Origin of the sequence: Methanothrix soehngenii GP6 (genome assembly GCF_000204415.1) — an archaeon.
GTDB lineage: Archaea > Halobacteriota > Methanosarcinia > Methanotrichales > Methanotrichaceae > Methanothrix > Methanothrix soehngenii.
Window position 1 is genome coordinate 209,333 of record NC_015416.1, and the last position, 20,248, is coordinate 229,580.

Below are 20,248 nucleotides of genomic sequence, written 5' to 3' on the forward strand. Positions count from 1 at the left end.
ATGTATAAGAAATGAGTGCCATGATATAGCCTGACACGATGGCTTGAAAAGGAAGAGAGAGAAGCCCCCACTCCTCTACCTTCTCTGCCGCTATTACGGCATTCAACGTAGATACGACATAAGTCGAATATAAGCCTTGCGGCCTGTACTGGATCGTGCTCGAGGACGGGTGATAATCGTTCTTCAGTAAACCTTAATGTTCAGCTCAGTCACTTTGGCAATGGACAGGAAATCTCTATCCTTCGTCATCAAGGTCTCACCACCGCTTGCCACTGCAATGCCGGAGATGAGTATATCGAAGGCATTGATGGAAATCCCCAGATCCATGAGCCTGGCCATGATCTCGCTCGACCTTTCCGCAGCGGTTAAATTAAAATCCAATATTCTAATATCGGAAAAGAATCTTCGAAAGAATTTCTCCTCAGTTTTTGATCTATAACGTCTTATGCCAACAAATATTTCATAATAATTTATTATAGTAGTTGTGACATCACCACCTATCACACCTTTAACCTCCTCGCCACCTCGAAACAGGTCAATAAGAGCGCTGGTATCCAGGACGATCAAACTCTCGACCTCGCCATCTCTCTTATCCTCTTAGAATCTGCTTCCAGCCGGTCTAAAATCGGATCTTCCTTAAGAGCTCCAAAGTATTCAGATAGATTGACTTTATCCTTCTTGAGCAACCTTTCTATTGCATCGCTAAAGCTCTCTTCTTCTCTCTTTGCATCTTTAAGCAGTTTATATACATCGTCTCTAATGGAAATGGTCTTGGATGCCATGCATCTGTGTATGTATGCACAGATATATACGGTTTGGGATGTGGAACTAAAAGCAGCAGAATTGTGCCTCAAAGGATAATTATAAAGGCAAATCTCAATGGTGATTCCCGGTATGAAAATCATCTGCGCCTACCCGGTAAATCTCGATGCGTTATACGACCTCGGTGAAGAGAGGATATCCCGTTTCATCCAATCAGCCGATCCTTCAGGGATAAAAAGCGAGATGAAGGGATCGATCAGGAGCCGGGAGGATCTCATATCCTCACTCCTATACTGCATCCAGCAGGGATCGGGTGCGGAGATCCTGGTCGAGAGCCTGCAGCTGGCAGAAGAGATTGAGGCCTCCTTTCCCTGGAGCTTCCGCCTGGGGGGTAACGCCGGAATCATGGCCAACCTACTGGCCGAACTGGGGGCCAGGCCGATTCTGAATGCACCAGCCCTCGAACCCAGGCTGGGAGCGCTACTTCATCCCGGTGTGGGAATTCCAGTCTCTGGACGCCTTATCGAGCCATCCCTGGCGGCGGAAAGGCCGGATCTAAGCTCAGAGGTGCTGCATTTCGTCTTCCAGTTCAAAGAAAGCGATCGCATCCCCTCACCTCAAGGGCCGATATCTGCAGCCAAAGACAATCGCTTCATAGCCACCTACGATCCGGTGAACACCAGAATGGTATCGAACCAGGACTTCGACGCCTACTGTCAGGATCATATCCAGGAAATCGAAGGTGCCATACTATCCGGCTTTCACCTCGCTCCCCTGGACCGGTACCGAGAGATCTTCCCCCCCAGGATCGAGCAGATCAGGAGCTGGAAAGAGGCGAACCCCAATATCTACATCCATGTGGAGATGGGCTCATTTCAAAGCCCGGGGATCGCCAGGCACTTTCTCCGGCTCCTCGAAAAGGCAGACAGCCTGGGCCTGAACGAGGATGAGCTGGAGACGGCGACAGCAGAATATTCCGCGATTGGTTCATCGACTGTTTTATCGACTGTTTTATCGACCGCCAGGCCAAAAATGAGCCAGTGGCAGGAGAGGATGCAAAAAGCGGCGGGACTGAGAGAACATCTGGGCATCTTCAGGGTCTCAGTCCATACCAGAGACTACATTCTGAGCATTATGGAAGAGGGAAAGATCACTGCAAAAGAAGAGCTTCTCTCTCTGCAAAAAGGCGCAGATGCTGCGGCCGCTCTGGCTGCTACCGGCTCGGCAAAGGGAATGCCGCCAAATGAGGTCAATCCCAGGGGTCTGGAGGCCCAAAGGGAATTCTGTCGACTGGGGGCAGAGGCTGCAGGAGTGGGACGGGGAGCTTTTCACAAAAGAGATGGGCTGGTGGTATCCTTGATGCCTTCCCTTCTGGCTAGAGAGCCGCGCATCACCGTGGGCCTGGGTGATACCGCTACTGCCGCCACCTTCTACCAGGAGCTGCAGGCGATCAAGCGAGATCGGATCTGATCTCTTTTCTCTCTAAAAGAAGCTCGCCCGCCAATTCTTTCACCCTATCCGCCAGATCAGGGGCGCTGATAGAGATCCTATCCTCACCCCGGAAGATCTCTTCTCTTGCCCGCCCTCCCACGATATCATCGTAGCCCGGCCGAACCCTGATGATGATGCTGCCCGGCAAGATGGTCAGGCTCCCGGCGAGGCGATCGATGTCCCCGTCCACGATCCCGACCACAGCAATTCCCAGGCGGGCGAGAATATCGCCGGCAATGGCCGTGGTGTCGTCTCCCACCGTCAGGGCCACGGCTGCTCCTCCTGCCGCCTCGAAGGCATCTTCTGCACAATGGTCGATGAATGCTGCACCCTCTCCCCGATTCTCTCCTATCCTTGGCCTGACAGTGCTCCGCCTGATGGAGCCGCTGCGGATGATAGCCTTTTCCAGATCTACCCGATGCAGCTTTTCCAGGCCGTGCATTTTCGGCTCGGCTCCTTTCAGGTCAATTATCTTTCCCCCTTTGGCCTTGATCTCCACCTCTGCTCCGATTGCCCGGCCGATGACCGTACCGTTAACGGATATCAGCTCTCCGGGAATCACCCCGGTCATAATGCGCCGTACAGTATCCCCTTGGATCAGGGTGCAATCCCTGGGCCTGGGCCGCAGCAGATCCAGCCCCAGATCTGCTGCCAGCCTGGCGGCGACTGCCAGACCCTCTTCATTGATGTCTTCAGAATCTGAAGCGAAATGGCTGAGGGTGAGATCGGCCACAAACCTCCCGCCGCAATCGATCTGGATCAGGGGTTTATCGATTCCGGCAAGCCTTGCCACCATTGTCCCGAAGGCCAGGCCGGTCTCCCGGCTCTTGGCCTGGTTGAGAATGATGACAATATCCGAATCCGCTGCCATATCCCGGATGGAAATGCTCGGCCGCCTTCTGGTGTTGATGGTTATGACCCCCTCCAGATCCGCATCAATGACCGCCACCCTGCCCATGGTCCCTCCCAGAACGGCGTTCACCCTTCCCATCTGCTTCAGGTGATTTATCAGCTGCACAGCTCCGCCTGAGTCTATTATCTCCGGACCGTGTACTACCACCCCGATTCTCTTGCTGGATGGGGGGATCATTTTCTCAATATGGAAGCCCTTAGAGGATGCTTGTTCTTCCTTAAGTAGATTGAGAACTTCCTGGAGCCCTTCTCTTCGAGAAAAGCATACATTGCCGTCTAGAATTGCCTCTAGCTTCCCAATAGCCTCAACTATTCTTGACATGCCACATTATTACGCACAGCCAAAACCCAAGCCTATTCCGGGCGGATGGGGTCAATCCTTGCCGGGCTTTTCGCCCACCCTTCCGCCGGTGACTCATCTATCCCAAAAGGCTGACTTATCCGCCAGTCTCCAGGTTTTCATCCTGCATCTTGGCAGCATCCATCATCTCTTGCGTCTGCTTGAACCTCTCCTGGATCTGCTCGAGCGTCATGCCCTCAAGCTCCTTTCTCTCCGGTGGCTTCTCAATAAGCTCCAGTGTATCAAGCTTGTAGTAGAGCCCAGTGCTATCCAGATAGGCCCAGACGGTTCCATCATCCTCTGTCTTCAGCACCTTTACCTTTCCAATGGTGCCGGTGCCCATGTACCTGACCAGACTGTCCTCTCTTATCTCTGCCATCACCAATTCGCCTCTGCTTTCCCTATATCCCCATTCAAGTAATCCAGCATCCAATGCCAGTTCAGCTATAGTCTTTCAGCAGCCAGCATTCTTGCTGCCGGCAGAAAATCCATGCATTTCATCGGTCTAGAACCTTTCCACCGTCACCGATGCTATCTGCCCGCCCGCCGGCCAGCCCCTGACCTCTGCTCCTCCTGATTCGGCGATGATCTCCAGGCCGTGAAACTCCTCCGATCCGCAGAGCACATTCTGCTCGGGATGGGTTCCCGGCAGAATCATGCAGCTCAGACGGGTGGAGGGGCCTATGGATACCACCGTCTTCAGCCGGGGGGAGGCAGGATGGCCCTTGGGGAGGACGATCAAGGGCGCTTCCAACTCCCTGAGCTGAAAGAGGGTGCAATGCAGACCCCGCCTGATCTTCTCTCCCCGGCCAAAGGAAGAGGCTACCATCAATTCCTCTGGCTCAGTGAATAGAACGATCTCCTTTTGCTCCGTCTCCAGATAGAAAAAGTGCCCTTTGGTCTTAGCCATAGCTATGGTGCCATTCTCGCCCTCGATATAGGCGATCTCTTCCTCATTCAAGAGTATATGCATGACCTATGAATGAACCAATAGACTTCCAATGGACTTGTATGGATTCGGATTCCAGTTCAGACTGCCTTTACATTCCTTGACTTGCAGGAAGGGCACATGGGCCTTCTTCCCATGCCCTGGAACTTGTTATTGCAGTCCAGGCACTCATAATCCTTGGCAACCAGAGTCTCAACCTCGCCTATGTCCGGTCCGCCACCGACAGTACACATGCCGCCTTCACCTCCTCCTTTTTCATTAGGCTATCAGATTATTTAAAACAATTGGCATTACAATGCAAAAATTCGCTCATAGGAATGAGGAAAAGGGGATACGATCATTTTTTCCCCAACCTCAGTCCATTCCGATCTCTCGACCCCCTTTACTTTCCCTTTATCCTTTTCACCCGCTTGAATATCTGGTTCATGGTATCGACATTGCTCTCTGTAAAGGAGAAGGGCGAGCTGGTGAACGGCTGGAAGTAGATGGGCACATCGTCCAGACGGTAGAAGGTGCCGTCGCACTCCATGGCATCGATCACTCCCGGCAGGACCACATCAGAGATCATGGTGGTCGGACAGGGAGCGATATCTATGCAGGCCACGGGAATTTGGGCCAGATACTCCGAGCACGCAGCGGGAAAGTGGGAGACCAGATCCGCCGATAGGATGAAAGCGGCATCTACATCCCGATCCCTGAGGACATCCACTGCTGTGTACTCTCCCGGATTGTAGCGGGGATAGCCGCGAGCGAAATCCAGACCGAAGGGGAAACCGTAAAGATATGATGCTATCTGGTTGAATCCGGCCACATTGCAGTGCCCTCTGAGCGCCCCGATCACGAACTTGGTGTGGCTGTTCAGCTCCTTTACCAGGTTGAAGGCCAGCTCTGCATTGCGGTGCTTTCCGTATGAGGAAGCGATGCCCAGGCCCACATAAATGGCCCCGTAGTTGCAGCTCTTCATCATCTCCAGCATCCTTTCCATCTCGGAGATGGAGACGCCCGTCACCTCTTCAACCGTTTGGTGCGGCCTTTTGCCGTGCAGGAGGGTGAGAAGGGCACTGAGCAGCTCATAGTCGGTATTGGGATTGAGCTGAATGTGCAGGTCCGCATTCTCAGCGGTGATGCTTCTCCTGGGGTCGACGCAGATGACCGTCCGGTCAAACCTCCCCCTTTGGGTCCAGTAGCCCCGGGGATAGACGGCATAACGGGACATGTGCCTGGGCATGGACTCCAGGGGATTGGAGCCCCAGTAGACCGTCAGGTCCGCCCTCGACTTGCTCTGTCCGGCGGTAGCCCCCACCCGTCCAGCCTCCTGAATGCCCATGGTGGTGGGCCCGTGACAGACGGTGGAGTTCGAGTCGGCTATGCCCCCCAGGAACTCTGCCATATGGATTCCCACCTCCATTGCCTCAGTAGAGGTCTCGCTGCCCATGAAAAGCAGGGGACGCTCCGAGTTTGCCAGGATCCTCGCTGTCATCTCAATGGCCTCATCCCAGCTCGCCCGTCTCAGATCTCCATCCACTCTTACAAGCGGCTCCTTAATTCTGTGAGGGCTTACGACCTCCTGGAACTTGGCATTGCCCATCTTGCAGGCATTCCTGACCGTAAGACCCTGACCCTCCAGCTCCACCTGAATATCATCACAGGAGGCCCCGCAGACTGGACAGACAATATTTTTTGTTACCATCATCTAACCCCGCTTTTGCAGCTTGTATAGCTTTGCTGTTAGCTCCTCCGCCGAGAGGACCATATCATTTGAGGGCTCAACTTTCACCGGCGAGCCCTTGTAAAGGGGTGAGCCGGAAGAGAAGGTCTCCGGGTCCACCACCACATTGGACCAGATGGCTCTGGGCATGAAGACCTGGCCAGAAGAGAGCTTCTCCGCTCCATAAGCATAAACTACAACCGAGTGGCCGTCCCTGCTGGTTACTTTAACTCTATCAGGTGAACCCATGGCCAGGAAGTCCGCCAGGTTCATCTCGCAGACGGCGCATTCCCGGGTATAGTCATCGGTGAGCTTGCTTCCCCCTTTGGCCAGTCTGCCCTCCTCGATTGTGCTGCCGGTGTTCAGCAGAAACACTCCCGTCATTCTCCCACCTCCTGGGCCATTCTGGAGTAAAGCATCCCCTTGGGATTCTTGCCGACGGCATAGTCGCCCATGAAACGAGCAAACCTCCCCTCCAGCTCGATCTCGCCGATCTTGGGATTGATCTCGATTCCCTGATGGACAAAGCCTGGGGAGAAGTTCTTCACCTCCCCTAAAATCACCACCGTGCCACCGCTCATCTCCGCTCCCAGACCTCGAACCGCATTGCCCTTGATGATTAGCAGGCCTCCTGCCTGGCGGATGGCGCAGAAGTTCTCAACGTTGCCCTCCACAGTTATCGATCCTCCCGCCAGGCCGCCGCCCAGCTGGCTCCTCGCATCTCCCTGGATTATGATCTGGCCGCCGGTCATCCCCCGCCAGCTGCCTCGGTAAGCAGAGCCCACATGATCTCCCGCGTTCCCGGATATCTGCAGCAGGCCTCCTTTCAATTCCATGCCTGACCAGGAGCCGGCATCGCCTCGGACCAGGATCTTGCCCCCTGTCATCTCTGCTCCGGTGTACATTCCCGCCGGTCCCAAAATCTCGATCATGCCGGAGTTCATCCCCTGGCCGATGCGCTTTACCCGGGATACATCCCCATCGATTATGATCTTCGTCTCCTCTGGAGAGCCATTCCCCTGAATATCCACCTCAAAGAACTGGCTCAAGGGCAGCTCTTTAGGTCCTTGCCAGACCAAAAGCTCCTCTATCTGCTCTTTTGTCTTTCCGGCAAAAAGGTCGGGACGGATGACCTCAGCCTCTACAGTAATGCCAATCTTGCCCCTGGGAACGAGCTTTATTTCTGCCATCTTCCTACCTCCTCACCACTGCCTCCATGGGCATGTTGACCGGTATTGGGACCGGGTTTTTCAGGTACTTATCGGGGACGGGATAGTTGGCAAAGCCAACTGTATAGTATTTGAACCAGTCCCGAACATCCCTCATCATCTCTTTTTCCACATCTTCGTCCATATGGGGCTGGCAGTAATATCTCCGGCCCTCGGGCACATAGACGATCTCTCCCTTCCGGGCGACGATCTGGCCATCCTTAATGGTGAGATCAGGCCGACTGAACCGGGAGACGATATACGATGGATCGTTGACATTCAGATCCCCAGGATCGATATCATAGATGGTCACATCGCCGTCTGCGCCCACTCCCAGGTGGCCTTTGCGGTGGGCCATGCCTATGGTTCGGGCAGAGTTGGCTCTGGTGAGGATGGCAATATCATAAAGGCTCATCTCCCGGTCCACCCCGCCCAGGCTGGACTTATCATAAGCCCATTTGTGGCACTCCTTGGCGGTATCGTCCCTAGCTTTCCTGGACATGAGCCAGGCGATCACCTGAGGATACTGGCTGAACAGGCCTCCGTTGGGATGGTCGGTGGTCATGATCGTCTTCCAGGGATCATCGATCAGCAGGAGCACCTCCAGGCCTATGGCCCACATGGTGGCATGGACCGGGCTGCTCTTGAGGTACATCAAGGAGAGGACTCCGGAGCCGCATTCCATCTCTATGTCGCAGTTGGACCACTTCTGGCCGGTCAACATGTAGAGGTCATGCTGGGCCGGGCCGTCGCCGGTCATGGTGGTAGCCGGGCCAAAGGGGACTGAGCCGCTGTCTATGACCACGTTCTCCGTCTGGTTGATGTATTTGGCCAGATCGGGAGCGCCGGAGCAGAAGTCCCTCCATGAAGATCCTCCATAGCTGTTGAACTGAGCATGAGCCAGGTAGACGGTCTGTTTTCTTTTGGCGCTCTCACGTGTCTGGGCCCATTCCAATTCCGTCTTGCTGTTCGGTTCCAGAGAGGAGGTGATCATCAGCGAATCTCGGGCTGTCTCCCAGTTGCCAGGATGGCCCAGGTTGTTGGCATGCAGGTGAAGTGACATGGGAAGGCCCAGCAATTCGTTGACCTCAGCCAGGCCCCGGATGATCTCCCTGGAGGTGACCTCGAAATGGATGTTGGGCTCATCCAAGCCTTTCACGTTCTTGGCCCAGCCCCAGTTCTCAACCCCCGCGGGATTGACGCATTTTATGCCGTAGGCCTTGTGAGTTCTCATCATCCAGGCCACATAGGCCGCTGCCTTCTCGATGTCGCCATCCTTCAGGTAGCGCATGACAAACCAGTTGTTGCCAAAGACCATGTAGGCGCCCATATCCAGGATGGGGGTGGCCCTCATCTCCTCATGGGTATGGCGGGCCTCCAGTGGTGGCATGGCCGCCTCGAAGACGGTGGTATAGCCCATAGCAGCATAGTCGTACCCTTGCTTGTATACGGATGGGACGGTGTAGCCGCTGCCCGAGTGGGTGATATCCGTCTTCTTGCGGACGGATTTGTAGTGATCCTCGGGGCGCATGAGCCGGCCGGCGTTGACCTTGGTTCCTGCCACATGGGAATGGGCGTCAACCCCTCCAGGCATAACTGTCTTTCCCCGGGCATCGATTACTGTGGCATCTTTAGCCTCCGGGCCGGAGAGGGAGGAGACCACCTTGCCCTCTCTTATGAAAATGTCTTTTACCTCTCCATCAATTGCATTCAGAGGATCGAAGAGATATCCATTCTTGATGATCATCGTCTTGGTAGAATTTGCTGCCATCAGACCACCTCTCTGGGAACCAACCGGATCGCATCTGCCGGGCAGATCATGCTGCAGGTGGCGCATGAGCCGCAGACTTCCTGATCGACCACCTTGACTGTGCCATCTCTGACCTCCAGGAGGGGTTTTATTTCCAGCTCGTTCAGATGGCCGGCGGCAAGATATGGATCGGAAAGGGCATTGACCGGGCAGGCGATGACGCAGTTTCCGCAGCCCAAACACGCAATCTCATCCGTCTCCAGGCAAGAGGTGAGAGTGGGCCTGGGAAGAGGAAGGGCGAGCTTCTTCTCAAAGGCTCCTTTGCCCTTCATCTCCGGGATGATAGCGGTCTTGGAAACCACAATCGCTCGCACCGGACAGGCCTGGGCACATGCTCCGCAGTATATGCAGGCATCAGGCCGGTGGCTGACCTTCTCTCCCCTCTCCCCCGCCTTCCATTCCCGGTTGAACAGGGCATTGGCAGGACAGGTGTGAACGCATGTCTTGCAGGCCTGGCAGACGTTATCGTCACGGCTGAAGGTCCCGGCGAAGGGTTTTTCAAAGGATATAGCCCCCGTCGGGCAGACCGAGGCGCACCAGCCGCAATGCACACAGCGCTCCAGGTCAATTATCGTCCGGCCGCCGACCTTGAGGCTGCCGTCCTCTGCCAGATGCCTGTCCTCTAGCTCAATGCAGGCCTGGGGGCAGACATCGCAGCACAGGCCGCAGTGAACGCACTTCTCGCTGTCGACGACGGTGGACTTGATCGCGACGCTGAGATAGGAATTATCCATCTCTGCAATGCCATTCTTTCTGAACTCCAGGGCGCCAGTGGGACAGACCCGGGAGCATAGCGCACAGAAGGCACAGGCCCCGCTCATTCTCTTCTCAATGAAGTCCTTGTCGATCAGGCCGCGGACCACAGCTCCAACCGATCCAATGATCAGCTCCCCTTTGGGGCAGACCTGAACGCAGGTTCCGCAGCCGATGCACCTGTCCGGCAGATAAAACTGCGCTCTGTCTTCTCGGGATTCCAGCAATACCTCTCTCATCTTAACCCTGCCTTCTGGGCATCGATTTAGGCAGGAATGGGTTAAGAATGTTTTCGTAAAAATCTCGGGACATCATATCTATTCTACCAGAAGCCATTTGCACCAGAAGGGCTCAAGCAGAATACAAAGCAGGAATAGATGCCGCCCGATGAGGGGAATTGAGCCATGCGCCCCGAGGGTGGAAGTGGAGTGGAAATGCAGATCTATATGCCGGATGGGAGCAGAGTGGAATTGGCAGCGAAAGACCGTCTCATTGAGGAAATATTAAAGGAGCTGAAGATAAACTCTGAGGAAGTAATAGTGACTTTGAACGGCAGAATAGTGGCGGAAGAGGAGACTGCTGGCGGCTCAGATGAGTTGAAGATATTTAGAATAGTGCATGGCGGATAGATCAAATCCCCATTAAATCCTCTGCAAAATCCTTAATAGATCAGTGCAATTCCAATCCGGGTGATCAGATGCTGAGCGATGCCGAAAGGGAGAGGTACTCCCGTCAGATCCGCCTCTTTGCTGAGGAGGGCCAGGAGAGGCTGAAGAAAAAGAGAGTCTTCATAGCAGGAGCAGGTGGTCTGGGCTCTGTCATCTCATTATACATGGCGGCCTCGGGCTTTGGCAGGATTCGCATAGCGGACTGTGATTCAGTTGACCTGAGCAACCTCAACCGACAGATCCTTCATGGCAGCCTGGACCTGGGCCGGAGCAAGGCCCAGTCAGCTCTGGAGACTCTGAGCGATATCAACCCGGAGGGAGAGATCGAAGCCCTGCAGGAGAAAATCTCCGCGGAGAACATCAATGCACTGGTGCAGGGCTGTGACATGATCATGGACGCAATGGACAACTTTCCGGCCAGGTATCTGCTGAACCATGCCGCTTTAGAGAGAAGGATTCCCCTCTTTCACGGCGCCATCAGCGGATTTCAGGGGCAGGCAACGACAATATTGCCAGGGAGGACTGCCTGTCTGCGCTGCATCTTTCCCCGCGCTCCGCCGGCACAGGAGTCTCCTGCCCTGGGCTCGACCTGCGGGGTCATCGGCTCCATTCAGGTTAATGAAGCCATAAAGTTCGCCCTTGGCAGAGGCGAGCTTCTGAAAAACCGCCTTCTCCTCTGGGACGGTCTCTCTTCCACCCTGGAGGAGGTTTCCTGTGAGAAGAGCATGAGCTGCATGGAATGCGGATCCATCTAGGGGATTGAGAGCAGCAGTCCCGCCGCATGGAATAATCTATTAAGCTCGACTGAGGATATCTGAATCGAATCAGGATTATCAAGATCAAGGGATGAGCGTATGACCGAAGGCAAGAAGGCGCTGTTGGTGATGGGCTGCCCGGAGGTGCCGGTGCAGATCAGCATTGTGATCTATCTCGCCCATAAGCTAAAGAAAGAGGGCTGGGATGTCACTGTGGCGGGAACAAATGCCCCAATCAAGCTGCTCAAGACAGCAGATCCTGAGGGCTATTATGTGCAGAAGACGGCGGACCTGGACTGGATCATACAGGAGATCGTGGAGAAGAAGATGGACTTCGACGCCTGCTTTGCTTTCATGCACAGCGATGCCGGCATGGCATATGGGGCCACTTTCAGCGCCATATCCAAAGCCGTGCATTATGCGGTCGTCTTCGGCAAGAATGCAGAGGCGCTTGGTGAGAGCATAGATTATCCGACGGAGAAGATCGTGGCCAAGGCGACCCATAATCCTGGGCCTCTGAAGAGCAAGATAGACAAGGTGATCATTTGAGCTGCATTGAGCAGATGAAGTACAAGCTGTACCTGGAGAGGACCTCATTTAAAGAGGCGCGGGAGTTTATAGAGAAGAACTCTGAGGAGGTCTACTACGTCGAGCCAGGATACAGGATCTTCAAGGACTATTTCATAATTGGCGTGCCGCCGGTGGCATTGGGGATAAGGGGGGATGAGGTTCTCTTCACCTATGTCAAACCCTGCCACGGCACATTCGTTATGGGTGTAGATTCTTCTGAGGAGATCGCCCGGCTGAGGGAGAAAGAGGAGAAGAAGATCAAGAAGACGCTGAAAGAAGGTCAGAAGCAAGGTTCAGAAAAGGACAGGACAGAGGCAGATACAAAAACATCTATCATCAGCTATGGTGATGTCTATAAAAATAAATGAACGGTGAACAAAGTCATCGGGAAGAGGATCGACAGCAAATGCTGGTAAAGGTCAGGGCATTCGCCCAATTTCGAGAGATCCTGGGAAAGGAGATGGATATGAATATCCCGGAGGGCTCGACTGTTCTTTCCCTGCTGAGGAGCATTGGAGCATCCTCTCCTGCCTTCAGGGAGCAGGCCTTTTCTGGCTCTGGGGGGCCCAATGACTATATCCTTTTAATGATCAATAGGAAGAGGATTGATCCATTGAATGATCTTTCCATTCCTCTGAACGATGGCGATGAGCTGGCCATATTACCGCCGGTCGCAGGAGGTTGAATAGAATTGTTCAAGATCACTGCAGAGGAGATCTCTATAGAGGAGATGATCCAGAGGGCGAAGAGGGAGGATTCCGGTGCCACGGTCGCATTCCTGGGAACGGTCAGGGACGACGGCATCCAGATGATGGAGGTAGAGGCGTTCACTGAGGCGGCTGAAGCCGAGCTTGAGCAGATACGCCTTGAGGCCATTGAACGATTCGGCCTCACATCGGTGCAGATCGCCCACCGCACCGGCAGGCTGGCGGTAGGGGAGAGCATCGTAGCCATAGTCTGCACTGCAGCTCATAGAGCTGAGGCTTTCGATGGGTGCAGATACATCATCGATGAGCTGAAAAAGAGAGCCTCTATCTGGAAGAAGGAGATCGGAGAGAATGTCGAGCGATGGGTGGGACAGGGCTAACGATCAGATTATGGGCAATAAAGGGAATCAAGACAAAACACTGGGTAATGGCCACAGAGTGGTGCTCTGCACCGCTTCTCCCGATAATGGCGAGATGATAGCAAAATCGCTGATAAAAGAGCATCTGGCAGCTTGCGTTAACATCTCAAGTGTCAATTCTTGCTATTTATGGGAGGGCAAGCTCAACCTGGATCGCGAGGCTCTATTGATCATAAAGACGGAGCAGACCAGGATTAAAGAGATGATATCGAGGATCAGAGAGCTGCACAGCTATGAGCTTCCCGAGATCATCGTCCTCCCGATAATCGACGGCTATCAGCCATATCTTGACTGGATATCGCAATCTGTAGACGGCTCCAGCTAGCATAATGATACTAGTGATAAGATAATGATATTCTTGAGAGGATAATGATATATTTTTGCAGTGCATAAGGCTCTCTATGGCCCGAGATCTGAATGAGCGCGATATAGAGATTCTGAGAAAGCTGGCACCAGAGATCGTGGAGATGGAGCGGCATGGCTACCAGATCGAGTACATGAACATTCTCCCTCCATTGGCGAACCATCTCTCCCGCGGGCTGGCAGACTTCGAGCAGAGGCTGAAAAAACTATCAGTCGATGATATGCAATACCTCACGGACATGATTCTCCAGGGGATGGAAGGACTGAGCTGTCTGGAGCCTGATTATGCCGAGGTCTTCTCCACCATTGCCGGGCAGAGGCTATCGAGCGATGTGGCAGACAGGATTCGCGAGGTCTATGAAACCGGGGAAGGATGCGGCGCATAAACCCGGCATAGCATGACATTTAGGGATGACTAGGATGGCTCTTTATCCAGAGGCTATGGACGCCAGGATCAACATCGATGACGGTGGAAGGGGTGGATTGCCGGTGGTATTTGTCCATTCCCTTGCTGGAAATGCATCCCAATGGTCCATGCAGCTCGATCACCTCCGGAAGGAGCGAAGGGCGGTGGCCTTTGACATGCGGGGGCATGGCCTGTCCGATCCGTCATCCGATGGCGACTACTGGGTGGAGACTCTGGCCAAGGATATCGGTATTGTGGCACGGTCCCTGGATCTGGAGCGGTTCGTCCTGGTAGGGCACAGCCTTGGTGGCTCGGCTTCAATTGCCTATGCAGGTGAGAATCCCCATAGAGTCAGAGGCTTATTGCTTGTCGATCCATCCGGTGATGGAAGAATGTTGCCCAACGAGATAATAGAGCCGTTTCTAGCTGCGCTGCAGTCCGATGATTATCTGCGCACTATCAGGGATTACTGGCAGACGTTGCTGGTTGGGTCCAGCCAGGTGGTTGCAGAGAGGGTTATGAACGATCTGTATGCCACCCCGAAAGACGTGGTTGCAGGTGCCTTCAGGGATAGCCTCTTATTCGATCCGGTCTCCATGCTCCAGCGTTATTCAGGGCCAAAGCTCTCTGTTATAAGCCACCTGAATGATGCCCCCTACAGCCTTCATAATCTTGTTTCTGATCTTCCTTTCATAAAAATATCAGGCACCGGACACTGGCTGCAGATGGACCAGCCTGACGAGTTTAACTGGATTCTCGATCAGTTCCTCCACTCAGTGGAAGGCGGGGGAAAATGGCCGGAGGATGGCGGAAGATGACCGCATACGGCATCATTGGCACCGGCCACATGGGAAGCATGCTGGCAGAAGAATTTATTCGCAGGGGAGCGATCAATAGAGAGGAGCTCTGGGTGAGCAATCGCAGCCAAGAGAAGGCCCAAAAACTGGCAAGAAAGCTGGGAGTGCGAGCTGCAGATAACCTGAAGGTGGCGGAAAGGTCGGATGTTCTATTCCTGTGCGTGCGGCCTGTGGACCTCAAAGGGGTAATAGCTGAGACTAGTGAGCTGCTCACCCCGGAAAAGCTGATCGTATCGGTGGCAGTGGACTTTTCCCTCCGGCAGCTGGAGAGCCTATGCCGGGCCAGGGCGGCCCGGGCCATTCCCAGCGTCGCCAGCGGTAAAGGACTGGGAGTCACCCTTCTCGTCCTGGGAAGCGGTGCCTCAGAGGATGATAGATCTCTAGTCTTTCGGCTCTTCGGGTCCATTGGCTGGCCGGTGGAGGTGGCAGAGGAGCAGCTGGAGGTGCTATCCGATCTCACCAGCAGCGGGCCCGCGTATATATCTGCCATCCTCAGGGAGTTCGCCCTGGAAGCCTCTATGCGGGGTGCAGGGGTGGATAAAGATCTGGCTGAGCAGTTGATCAAAAAGACACTGATTGGGACTGCGGCTCTCTTGGAGGATGAGAGCTTTGATGATCTGATTGCGATGGTGGCGACCAGGGGAGGGATAACTGAGGAGGGCGCAAAAGTGATCGAGGCCCTATCGCCGGAGATGTTCCGCCAGCTCTTTTCGGCGACCTCTGCCAAGCATCGGCTGGTAAAGGATAGGATAGGCAATGTGGAAGAATAGCTGATGCGCTTGATTGCGCTGATCGCATTGCTATGGGTCATTGCATCCAACCATCTCACTATCCCTCATTTCTTCCTCGCGGCGGAATGTCTCACTCGCGTGAGACGGCGGTTTATTTTGGCTTTAATGATATCGATTTTATTGATAAAGTGGCCAATATTTGCCATTCACTCAGTTGGGCACTGGATGCCCAGGTCCACAAAGCCGAAAAGTTTAAATAGCAATTTATACACTAACTAGAAGTTAGTAATATCAGGTATCAAGAATGATGATTCGAGAATTGATGTGGCCCAGGGAATGCAGGCCTCAAAGGATGAATTGATGGCGAATCGCCCTCTGGGGAGATCAACCTTTTACAGAGGAATGAGCGCCCCACATGATCAGAATAGCAGCAAAGATAAAAATCATTCAGGTGACGACAAAGCAAGAGAATACAAAAAAAGAAATGGAGGATTCTGATGGCAGGAGATATCACGCTTAAGGTAATTGAAGCCCGTCCCACTGATGTGGGAAGGGGCATCGCCCGGGTTGACCCGCAGGTATTGAACGATATGGGCTGGCAGGCAGGCGATGTAGTCAGCATTCAGGGAAAGAAGAAGACTGCGGCTTTGGTCTGGCCTGGATACCCTGAGGACACTGGCCATGGCGTCGTGCGCCTGGATGGAAACACCCGCCGAAATGCTGGAGTTAGCATCGACGACAAAGTACCCCTGAAGATCGCTCAGGCCACTCCCGCAGAGGTTGTGCTTTTCGCTCCCACCGTTCCCCTTCGGATCACCGGCGGGGAGGAGTATCTTAAGAGGTATATGGAAGGGCGGGTCATCACCCGTGGGGACATAATTGAGATCTCTGTGATGGGCAGAAAGATAGAGCTCATGGCCACCCGGGTCGCTCCCCCCAAGGAAGGAACGGTGATTGGCGAGCGGACGAGGATCGATATCACCGATAAGCCGGCCAAGGAGGAGAAGGTCGGACCGCGGGTCACCTATGAGGACATCGGCGGCCTCTCTGCAGAGATCAAGAAGGTCAGGGAGATGATTGAGCTTCCCATGAAGCACCCTGAGCTCTTCGAGCGGCTGGGGGTTGAGGCTCCCAAAGGCGTTCTGCTCTATGGTCCGCCTGGCACGGGCAAGACTCTGCTGGCAAAAGCACTGGCCTCAGAGACCAATGCCCACTTCGAGACCCTGAGCGGCCCGGAGATCATGTCCAAGTACTATGGCGAGTCGGAGGAGAAGCTCCGCCAGCTGTTCAAGACGGCAGAAGAGCAGGCACCTTCGATCATCCTCATCGATGAGATCGACTCCATCGCCCCCAAGAGAGAAGAGGTAACGGGCGAGGTGGAGCGCCGGGTGGTAGCTCAGCTTCTGGCTCTGATGGACGGCATGGAGACGCGCGGAAAAGTGGTGGTCATCGCTGCTACCAACCGGCCGGACTCCATCGATCCAGCCCTGCGCAGGCCGGGAAGGTTCGACCGGGAGATTGAGATCGGGGTTCCCAACAGGCAGTCGCGCCTGGAGGTACTGCAGATCCACACCAGAGGAATGCCCCTGGCCAAGGACGTGAACCAGGAGAAGTTCGCTGATGTAACCCACGGATTCGTGGGAGCGGATCTCGCTGCTCTGGCCAGGGAGGCGGCTATGCGCGCCATCCGCCGGGTGCTGCCGGAGATCGACCTGGAGGTCGAGTCCATACCGGTGGAGACGCTCAATAAGATCGAGGTCAACAACGAGGACTTCCTGGCAGCCCTGCGGGAGATGGAGCCTTCGGCCATGCGTGAGGTGATGGTCGAGTCCCCCAATGTGCATTGGGATGAGATCGGCGGACTGGCTGAGGTCAAGCAGCAGCTGATAGAGTCTGTGGAGTGGCCCCTTACCTATGCCAGGCTCTTCGAGCACATGGACGCCAAGCCGCCCAGAGGAATCCTGCTCTACGGCCCGCCTGGAACGGGCAAGACCATGCTCGCCAAAGCGGTAGCCACGGAGAGCCAGGCCAACTTCATCAGCATCAAAGGCCCGGAGTTCCTGAGCAAGTGGGTGGGCGAGTCGGAGAAGGCAGTGAGAGAGACGTTCCGCAAGGCCAGGCAGGCTGCACCCTCGGTGGTCTTCCTGGATGAGATCGACTCCATCGCTCCCTCCCGTGGAGGGATGAGCAGTGACTCTCATGTCACCGAGAGGGTGATCTCTCAGATCCTGACTGAACTGGATGGCCTGGAGTCCCTGAACGACGTGATGGTGATCGCGGCCACCAACCGGCCGGATATCATCGATGCCGCTCTGCTCCGTCCCGGAAGGTTCGACCGGCTGATCGAGATCAGCTTACCGGATGAGGAGGCCAGAAGGGAGATCTTGAAGATCCACACCTCGAAAAAGCCCCTGGCGGATGACATCGACCTGGATGATATTGCCAAGAGGACAGACAAGTTCTCAGGCGCAGATCTTGGTGCGGTGGTCAATGAGGCGGTTATGCTCGCCATCCGTGAGTATGTCCTGAGCGGCCAGTGCAAGGCGGACGAGGAGATCTGCGAGTATAAGGTTTCCAAGAAGCATTTCGAAGAGGCCTTAAAGAAGGTCACGCCTACGGCTATAGAGCTGGACCTGTACAAGAGATTCGCATCCGGCAAAGCGGCTTGAATAGCGGGAAAGAGAGAGCGAGAATGAGGCTGGAGAGAGGTCCGGCCTCGCATTTTTTTTAATTTATTTCTTGTTTTGCTTCAATATCCGATCATCGGATCATTACATTACATTTCCAAGAGTGGCCACAAACAGGGGGCAGTGTACTGCGCCTCTGTAGTGAACCGCTATGCTCTGACCTAACCACAGCGAAGCAGAGGCGCAAAGGCAATAATTTCTGCCAGAAATCACCCACACAATTCAGCGAAAAGCCAATTATTTAGTTGTGACTCAAGTTCAATAGCAGCTGATGATGATGTCTTTAGAACTGAAATATGATTTTTCAGAAGGTTTCTGGCATAATTCATATCCTGCAAGGATTGCTCCAATTCGAAATCCGATCCTGCAATTCTGGCCGCAAAGTACCACATGCCTTGATTGCATCGTTCTGGATTAATATTGCACTCCTTACAACGATCAACAATCCATTCTGCAATTGCTCTATTATCCATTTCGCTCGAATTATTCAATGACTGAACTATTCTGCGAATCCAGATATCTACTGGCTGCAAAAGCCATCTATCCTTGATAGGCGTCAAATTATAATTCACAGCGACATCACGCAGAAAGAGCGATGCAATCTTATTTCCTACTCCACGTATTCTTTTCAATCGATCATGAGCCGCTTTGATCTGATCTTTATTCAAATCTTCCTTCGATGCAGAGACTATGTTTTCAGAACCTAACGCACACCAAATACACATTTCATTAGTATTGCATGAGTTATCATCGTGATACAAAGGATTTATATCTTTATTTAATCCTTTATTGCGGAGAGAATTACCAAAATTTTTCCATATATCTTGGGGAGAATCATGGTTATCTTCAGACTTCTTTATTGCTTTTACAGCAGCGGGCGGATAGGAAGGGCTTCTGCCCTGATGCTCAAAAGCATATCCTCTAAAAAATATACATACTGCATCAATGGTATTCCCCAGATGGCTGCAATACTTCCCCCACAATGGCTCTTGATAGGAAGCTCTAAAGAGGACTGAAACGGCCTCGAACATCTTGGCTCCAGCCAATAAGATACTCGCCCATCTCTTCCTCCTCGATGAACGTTTTCCTTCACTTCCGAGGGCAGCATCACAAATGAATTTGGTTTTTCAAGCACATCATTTACTATGACCCAGAAGTCTCCTCCAATATTGTCCAGACTACCTCCCATTGGCACAGAATTGCGTTTTCTCAGAGACTTGACTTGAATCCCTTTAAAACACGATCCATCGCTATTGTATGCTACGATATCGATCCCACGCGCATTGCGCGCGGTAGGCATTACATTCCAACCTCTTCGTGATAATTGATAGCAGGTGTAATACAGACCGACGTTTCCGATGATATGATTACCTGGCACTCTTCCCACTCCTTCTGCTCAACGATCAATTTGAGATTCTTCAATCTTATTCCTGGCCCACTCTTCTACACCATTATTATCCATGATGACAAATTCCTGTCCCCTTCCCGCCGATTTGAAGTATCCATCTTTCCAAGGTTTTTTATGATAGCTGATTTTTGCTTCTTTAAAACAGTCGGGCAGGGCCCACTTGGATTTTGAGTATCCTCTCTTAGTTAAAACAAGTCTATCGCTGAAAATGAACCTTCCCGCTCCAGGAAGCGACTCACTCCAACTTAGATGATCCCTGGCTACATAAATGGTGTTTGTTTCGTTACTCTTTCTCGCATTATTAGCATGGGGATGATAACTCATCCACTCAGGCACATCGAATTTCTGGTCTACCTTAATTATGTCTCCTATCTGGAGATATCCGAAAATAACATGCATCTCTTTTTCATGGGGATCGTATGCCAGCTTACCATCATCGTTTCTGGTTTTCCTGAAGCTTCCAAAGAATAGAAACAGATCGTCTCTTCTAACATCTTGCTTTTGCAGGTGACCTTGTGCTGCATCCACCTGGCCAAACAAAGGTCTCCAATTTGGCTCTCGATGGATAGCATTTTTAAAGATATCGGGATCCAAATGACACCCAAAATCATTACTAAGATCTATTCGTTCGTTGCTCGACTTTATGCTAGGCATGAGATCTCTCATTACCTGAACAGCGTGGCACTTACTCCCCACTAGAATTTATCCTTCTGTTAATGAGCCATTTCTGAAACTGATTTTCCA

At 53.2% G+C, this 20,248-nt stretch carries 25 protein-coding genes; 12 read left to right on the top strand and 13 right to left on the bottom strand.

Annotation, left to right across the window (positions count from 1 at the left end):
- Nucleotides 1-183: 183 nt before the first annotated feature.
- Together MCON_RS00970 and MCON_RS00975 are read right to left on the bottom strand one after the other, a co-directional pair.
- Nucleotides 184-567, bottom strand: coding sequence for a type II toxin-antitoxin system VapC family toxin (locus MCON_RS00970; RefSeq protein ID WP_013718187.1), 384 nt, complete (start codon nucleotides 565-567; stop codon nucleotides 184-186).
- Nucleotides 564-782, bottom strand: a complete 219-nt coding sequence (locus MCON_RS00975; protein WP_013718188.1) for an antitoxin VapB family protein — start codon at nucleotides 780-782, stop codon at nucleotides 564-566. Before MCON_RS00975 ends, MCON_RS00970 begins: the two co-directional genes overlap by 4 nt.
- Before the next feature lie 112 nt (nucleotides 783-894).
- Between MCON_RS00975 and MCON_RS00980 the strand changes: the two genes are divergently transcribed.
- The gene (locus tag MCON_RS00980; RefSeq protein ID WP_048131622.1) at nucleotides 895-2,232 is read left to right on the top strand and encodes an ADP-dependent glucokinase/phosphofructokinase; all 1,338 of its coding nucleotides are present in this window, start codon (nucleotides 895-897) and stop codon (nucleotides 2,230-2,232) included.
- On the opposite strand, the gene MCON_RS00985 is transcribed toward MCON_RS00980, so the two are convergent.
- The 9 genes from MCON_RS00985 to MCON_RS01020 form a co-directional block, all read right to left on the bottom strand.
- The gene (locus MCON_RS00985) at nucleotides 2,213-3,343 is read right to left on the bottom strand and encodes a DUF2117 domain-containing protein (protein ID WP_013718190.1); all 1,131 of its coding nucleotides are present in this window, start codon (nucleotides 3,341-3,343) and stop codon (nucleotides 2,213-2,215) included. The genes MCON_RS00980 and MCON_RS00985 overlap by 20 nt on opposite strands.
- Nucleotides 3,344-3,602: 259 nt before the next feature.
- A complete protein-coding gene (locus MCON_RS00990; protein ID WP_013718191.1) occupies nucleotides 3,603-3,884 on the bottom strand; it encodes a DUF2098 domain-containing protein in 282 nt (93 codons plus the stop codon).
- Nucleotides 3,885-4,010: 126 nt separating this feature from the next.
- On the bottom strand, nucleotides 4,011-4,466 hold the full coding sequence (locus tag MCON_RS00995; RefSeq protein ID WP_232844313.1) for a hypothetical protein: 456 nt from the start codon (nucleotides 4,464-4,466) through the stop codon (nucleotides 4,011-4,013).
- Between the two features lie 68 nt (nucleotides 4,467-4,534).
- Nucleotides 4,535-4,687, bottom strand: a complete 153-nt coding sequence (locus tag MCON_RS16470) for a hypothetical protein (protein WP_013718193.1) — start codon at nucleotides 4,685-4,687, stop codon at nucleotides 4,535-4,537.
- Nucleotides 4,688-4,836: 149 nt separating this feature from the next.
- The gene (locus tag MCON_RS01000; RefSeq protein ID WP_048132741.1) at nucleotides 4,837-6,144 is read right to left on the bottom strand and encodes a formylmethanofuran dehydrogenase subunit B; all 1,308 of its coding nucleotides are present in this window, start codon (nucleotides 6,142-6,144) and stop codon (nucleotides 4,837-4,839) included.
- A 3-nt stretch (nucleotides 6,145-6,147) separates the two neighbouring features.
- Nucleotides 6,148-6,546, bottom strand: coding sequence for a molybdopterin dinucleotide binding domain-containing protein (locus MCON_RS01005; protein ID WP_013718195.1), 399 nt, complete (start codon nucleotides 6,544-6,546; stop codon nucleotides 6,148-6,150).
- On the bottom strand, nucleotides 6,543-7,352 hold the full coding sequence (locus MCON_RS01010) for a formylmethanofuran dehydrogenase subunit C (RefSeq protein WP_013718196.1): 810 nt from the start codon (nucleotides 7,350-7,352) through the stop codon (nucleotides 6,543-6,545). Before MCON_RS01010 ends, MCON_RS01005 begins: the two co-directional genes overlap by 4 nt.
- 4 nt (nucleotides 7,353-7,356) lie before the next feature.
- On the bottom strand, nucleotides 7,357-9,141 hold the full coding sequence (locus tag MCON_RS01015; RefSeq protein ID WP_013718197.1) for a formylmethanofuran dehydrogenase subunit A: 1,785 nt from the start codon (nucleotides 9,139-9,141) through the stop codon (nucleotides 7,357-7,359).
- On the bottom strand, nucleotides 9,141-10,235 hold the full coding sequence (locus MCON_RS01020; RefSeq protein WP_269798886.1) for a 4Fe-4S binding protein: 1,095 nt from the start codon (nucleotides 10,233-10,235) through the stop codon (nucleotides 9,141-9,143). The genes MCON_RS01015 and MCON_RS01020 overlap by 1 nt, the downstream gene beginning before the upstream one ends.
- Nucleotides 10,236-10,367: 132 nt before the next feature.
- Here MCON_RS01020 and MCON_RS01025 point away from each other — a divergent pair, with 132 nt between their 5' ends.
- The 11 genes from MCON_RS01025 to MCON_RS01075 all read left to right on the top strand — a co-directional run bounded on the left by MCON_RS01025 (nucleotide 10,368) and on the right by MCON_RS01075 (nucleotide 18,078).
- Nucleotides 10,368-10,562 carry a MoaD/ThiS family protein gene (locus tag MCON_RS01025; RefSeq protein WP_232844398.1) on the top strand — a complete coding sequence of 65 codons (195 nt, stop codon included), beginning with the start codon at nucleotides 10,368-10,370 and terminating at the stop codon, nucleotides 10,560-10,562.
- Nucleotides 10,563-10,630: 68 nt separating this feature from the next.
- Nucleotides 10,631-11,356 (top strand): HesA/MoeB/ThiF family protein, encoded by a 726-nt coding sequence (locus MCON_RS01030; protein ID WP_013718200.1) that lies wholly within the window; start codon nucleotides 10,631-10,633, stop codon nucleotides 11,354-11,356.
- A 99-nt stretch (nucleotides 11,357-11,455) separates the two neighbouring features.
- The gene (locus MCON_RS01035; protein WP_048131630.1) at nucleotides 11,456-11,905 is read left to right on the top strand and encodes a DUF1890 domain-containing protein; all 450 of its coding nucleotides are present in this window, start codon (nucleotides 11,456-11,458) and stop codon (nucleotides 11,903-11,905) included.
- Nucleotides 11,902-12,294, top strand: coding sequence for a DUF1894 domain-containing protein (locus MCON_RS01040; protein ID WP_083804633.1), 393 nt, complete (start codon nucleotides 11,902-11,904; stop codon nucleotides 12,292-12,294). The genes MCON_RS01035 and MCON_RS01040 overlap by 4 nt, the downstream gene beginning before the upstream one ends.
- Before the next feature lie 38 nt (nucleotides 12,295-12,332).
- On the top strand, nucleotides 12,333-12,611 hold the full coding sequence (locus tag MCON_RS01045; RefSeq protein ID WP_013718203.1) for a MoaD/ThiS family protein: 279 nt from the start codon (nucleotides 12,333-12,335) through the stop codon (nucleotides 12,609-12,611).
- A 6-nt stretch (nucleotides 12,612-12,617) separates the two neighbouring features.
- The gene (locus MCON_RS01050) at nucleotides 12,618-13,013 is read left to right on the top strand and encodes a molybdenum cofactor biosynthesis protein MoaE (RefSeq protein ID WP_013718204.1); all 396 of its coding nucleotides are present in this window, start codon (nucleotides 12,618-12,620) and stop codon (nucleotides 13,011-13,013) included.
- On the top strand, nucleotides 12,985-13,377 hold the full coding sequence (cutA, locus tag MCON_RS01055; protein ID WP_232844314.1) for a divalent-cation tolerance protein CutA: 393 nt from the start codon (nucleotides 12,985-12,987) through the stop codon (nucleotides 13,375-13,377). The genes MCON_RS01050 and cutA overlap by 29 nt, the downstream gene beginning before the upstream one ends.
- Before the next feature lie 76 nt (nucleotides 13,378-13,453).
- The gene (locus MCON_RS01060; protein WP_013718206.1) at nucleotides 13,454-13,801 is read left to right on the top strand and encodes a hypothetical protein; all 348 of its coding nucleotides are present in this window, start codon (nucleotides 13,454-13,456) and stop codon (nucleotides 13,799-13,801) included.
- A 25-nt stretch (nucleotides 13,802-13,826) separates the two neighbouring features.
- The gene (locus MCON_RS01065) at nucleotides 13,827-14,639 is read left to right on the top strand and encodes an alpha/beta fold hydrolase (protein WP_202795814.1); all 813 of its coding nucleotides are present in this window, start codon (nucleotides 13,827-13,829) and stop codon (nucleotides 14,637-14,639) included.
- The gene (locus MCON_RS01070; protein ID WP_083804635.1) at nucleotides 14,615-15,448 is read left to right on the top strand and encodes a pyrroline-5-carboxylate reductase family protein; all 834 of its coding nucleotides are present in this window, start codon (nucleotides 14,615-14,617) and stop codon (nucleotides 15,446-15,448) included. Before MCON_RS01065 ends, MCON_RS01070 begins: the two co-directional genes overlap by 25 nt.
- A 458-nt stretch (nucleotides 15,449-15,906) precedes the next feature.
- A complete protein-coding gene (locus MCON_RS01075; RefSeq protein WP_013718209.1) occupies nucleotides 15,907-18,078 on the top strand; it encodes a CDC48 family AAA ATPase in 2,172 nt (723 codons plus the stop codon).
- Nucleotides 18,079-18,305: 227 nt separating this feature from the next.
- Here the strand turns inward: MCON_RS01075 and MCON_RS15905 are convergent, their stop codons facing one another.
- Nucleotides 18,306-19,127, bottom strand: a complete 822-nt coding sequence (locus MCON_RS15905; protein ID WP_157863606.1) for an HhH-GDP family DNA glycosylase — start codon at nucleotides 19,125-19,127, stop codon at nucleotides 18,306-18,308.
- Nucleotides 19,128-19,492: 365 nt separating this feature from the next.
- Nucleotides 19,493-20,170, bottom strand: coding sequence for an Nmad3 family putative nucleotide modification protein (locus MCON_RS01085; RefSeq protein ID WP_052297501.1), 678 nt, complete (start codon nucleotides 20,168-20,170; stop codon nucleotides 19,493-19,495).
- Nucleotides 20,171-20,248: the final 78 nt, after the last annotated feature.

Excerpts from the sequence above, each read along its gene's own strand:
- MCON_RS01010 (WP_013718196.1), bottom strand. The coding sequence starts at position 7,352 with ATGGCAGAAATAAAGCTCGTTCCCAGGGGCAAGATTGGCATTACTGTA.
- MCON_RS01060 (WP_013718206.1), top strand. The coding sequence starts at position 13,454 with ATGGCCCGAGATCTGAATGAGCGCGATATAGAGATTCTGAGAAAGCTG.
- MCON_RS01045 (WP_013718203.1), top strand. The coding sequence starts at position 12,333 with ATGCTGGTAAAGGTCAGGGCATTCGCCCAATTTCGAGAGATCCTGGGA.
- MCON_RS00980 (WP_048131622.1), top strand. The coding sequence starts at position 895 with ATGAAAATCATCTGCGCCTACCCGGTAAATCTCGATGCGTTATACGAC.
- MCON_RS16470 (WP_013718193.1), bottom strand. The coding sequence starts at position 4,687 with ATGTGTACTGTCGGTGGCGGACCGGACATAGGCGAGGTTGAGACTCTG.
- MCON_RS01035 (WP_048131630.1), top strand. The coding sequence starts at position 11,456 with ATGACCGAAGGCAAGAAGGCGCTGTTGGTGATGGGCTGCCCGGAGGTG.
- MCON_RS01075 (WP_013718209.1), top strand. The coding sequence starts at position 15,907 with ATGGCAGGAGATATCACGCTTAAGGTAATTGAAGCCCGTCCCACTGAT.
- MCON_RS01000 (WP_048132741.1), bottom strand. The coding sequence starts at position 6,144 with ATGGTAACAAAAAATATTGTCTGTCCAGTCTGCGGGGCCTCCTGTGAT.
- MCON_RS01030 (WP_013718200.1), top strand. The coding sequence starts at position 10,631 with ATGCTGAGCGATGCCGAAAGGGAGAGGTACTCCCGTCAGATCCGCCTC.
- cutA (WP_232844314.1), top strand. The coding sequence starts at position 12,985 with ATGTCGAGCGATGGGTGGGACAGGGCTAACGATCAGATTATGGGCAAT.
- MCON_RS00985 (WP_013718190.1), bottom strand. The coding sequence starts at position 3,343 with ATGATCCCCCCATCCAGCAAGAGAATCGGGGTGGTAGTACACGGTCCG.
- MCON_RS01085 (WP_052297501.1), bottom strand. The coding sequence starts at position 20,170 with ATGAGAGATCTCATGCCTAGCATAAAGTCGAGCAACGAACGAATAGAT.
- MCON_RS00990 (WP_013718191.1), bottom strand. The coding sequence starts at position 3,884 with ATGGCAGAGATAAGAGAGGACAGTCTGGTCAGGTACATGGGCACCGGC.
- MCON_RS01005 (WP_013718195.1), bottom strand. The coding sequence starts at position 6,546 with ATGACGGGAGTGTTTCTGCTGAACACCGGCAGCACAATCGAGGAGGGC.
- MCON_RS01065 (WP_202795814.1), top strand. The coding sequence starts at position 13,827 with ATGACTAGGATGGCTCTTTATCCAGAGGCTATGGACGCCAGGATCAAC.
- MCON_RS01015 (WP_013718197.1), bottom strand. The coding sequence starts at position 9,141 with ATGGCAGCAAATTCTACCAAGACGATGATCATCAAGAATGGATATCTC.
- MCON_RS00975 (WP_013718188.1), bottom strand. The coding sequence starts at position 782 with ATGGCATCCAAGACCATTTCCATTAGAGACGATGTATATAAACTGCTT.
- MCON_RS01025 (WP_232844398.1), top strand. The coding sequence starts at position 10,368 with ATGCAGATCTATATGCCGGATGGGAGCAGAGTGGAATTGGCAGCGAAA.
- MCON_RS15905 (WP_157863606.1), bottom strand. The coding sequence starts at position 19,127 with ATGTTCGAGGCCGTTTCAGTCCTCTTTAGAGCTTCCTATCAAGAGCCA.
- MCON_RS01070 (WP_083804635.1), top strand. The coding sequence starts at position 14,615 with ATGGCCGGAGGATGGCGGAAGATGACCGCATACGGCATCATTGGCACC.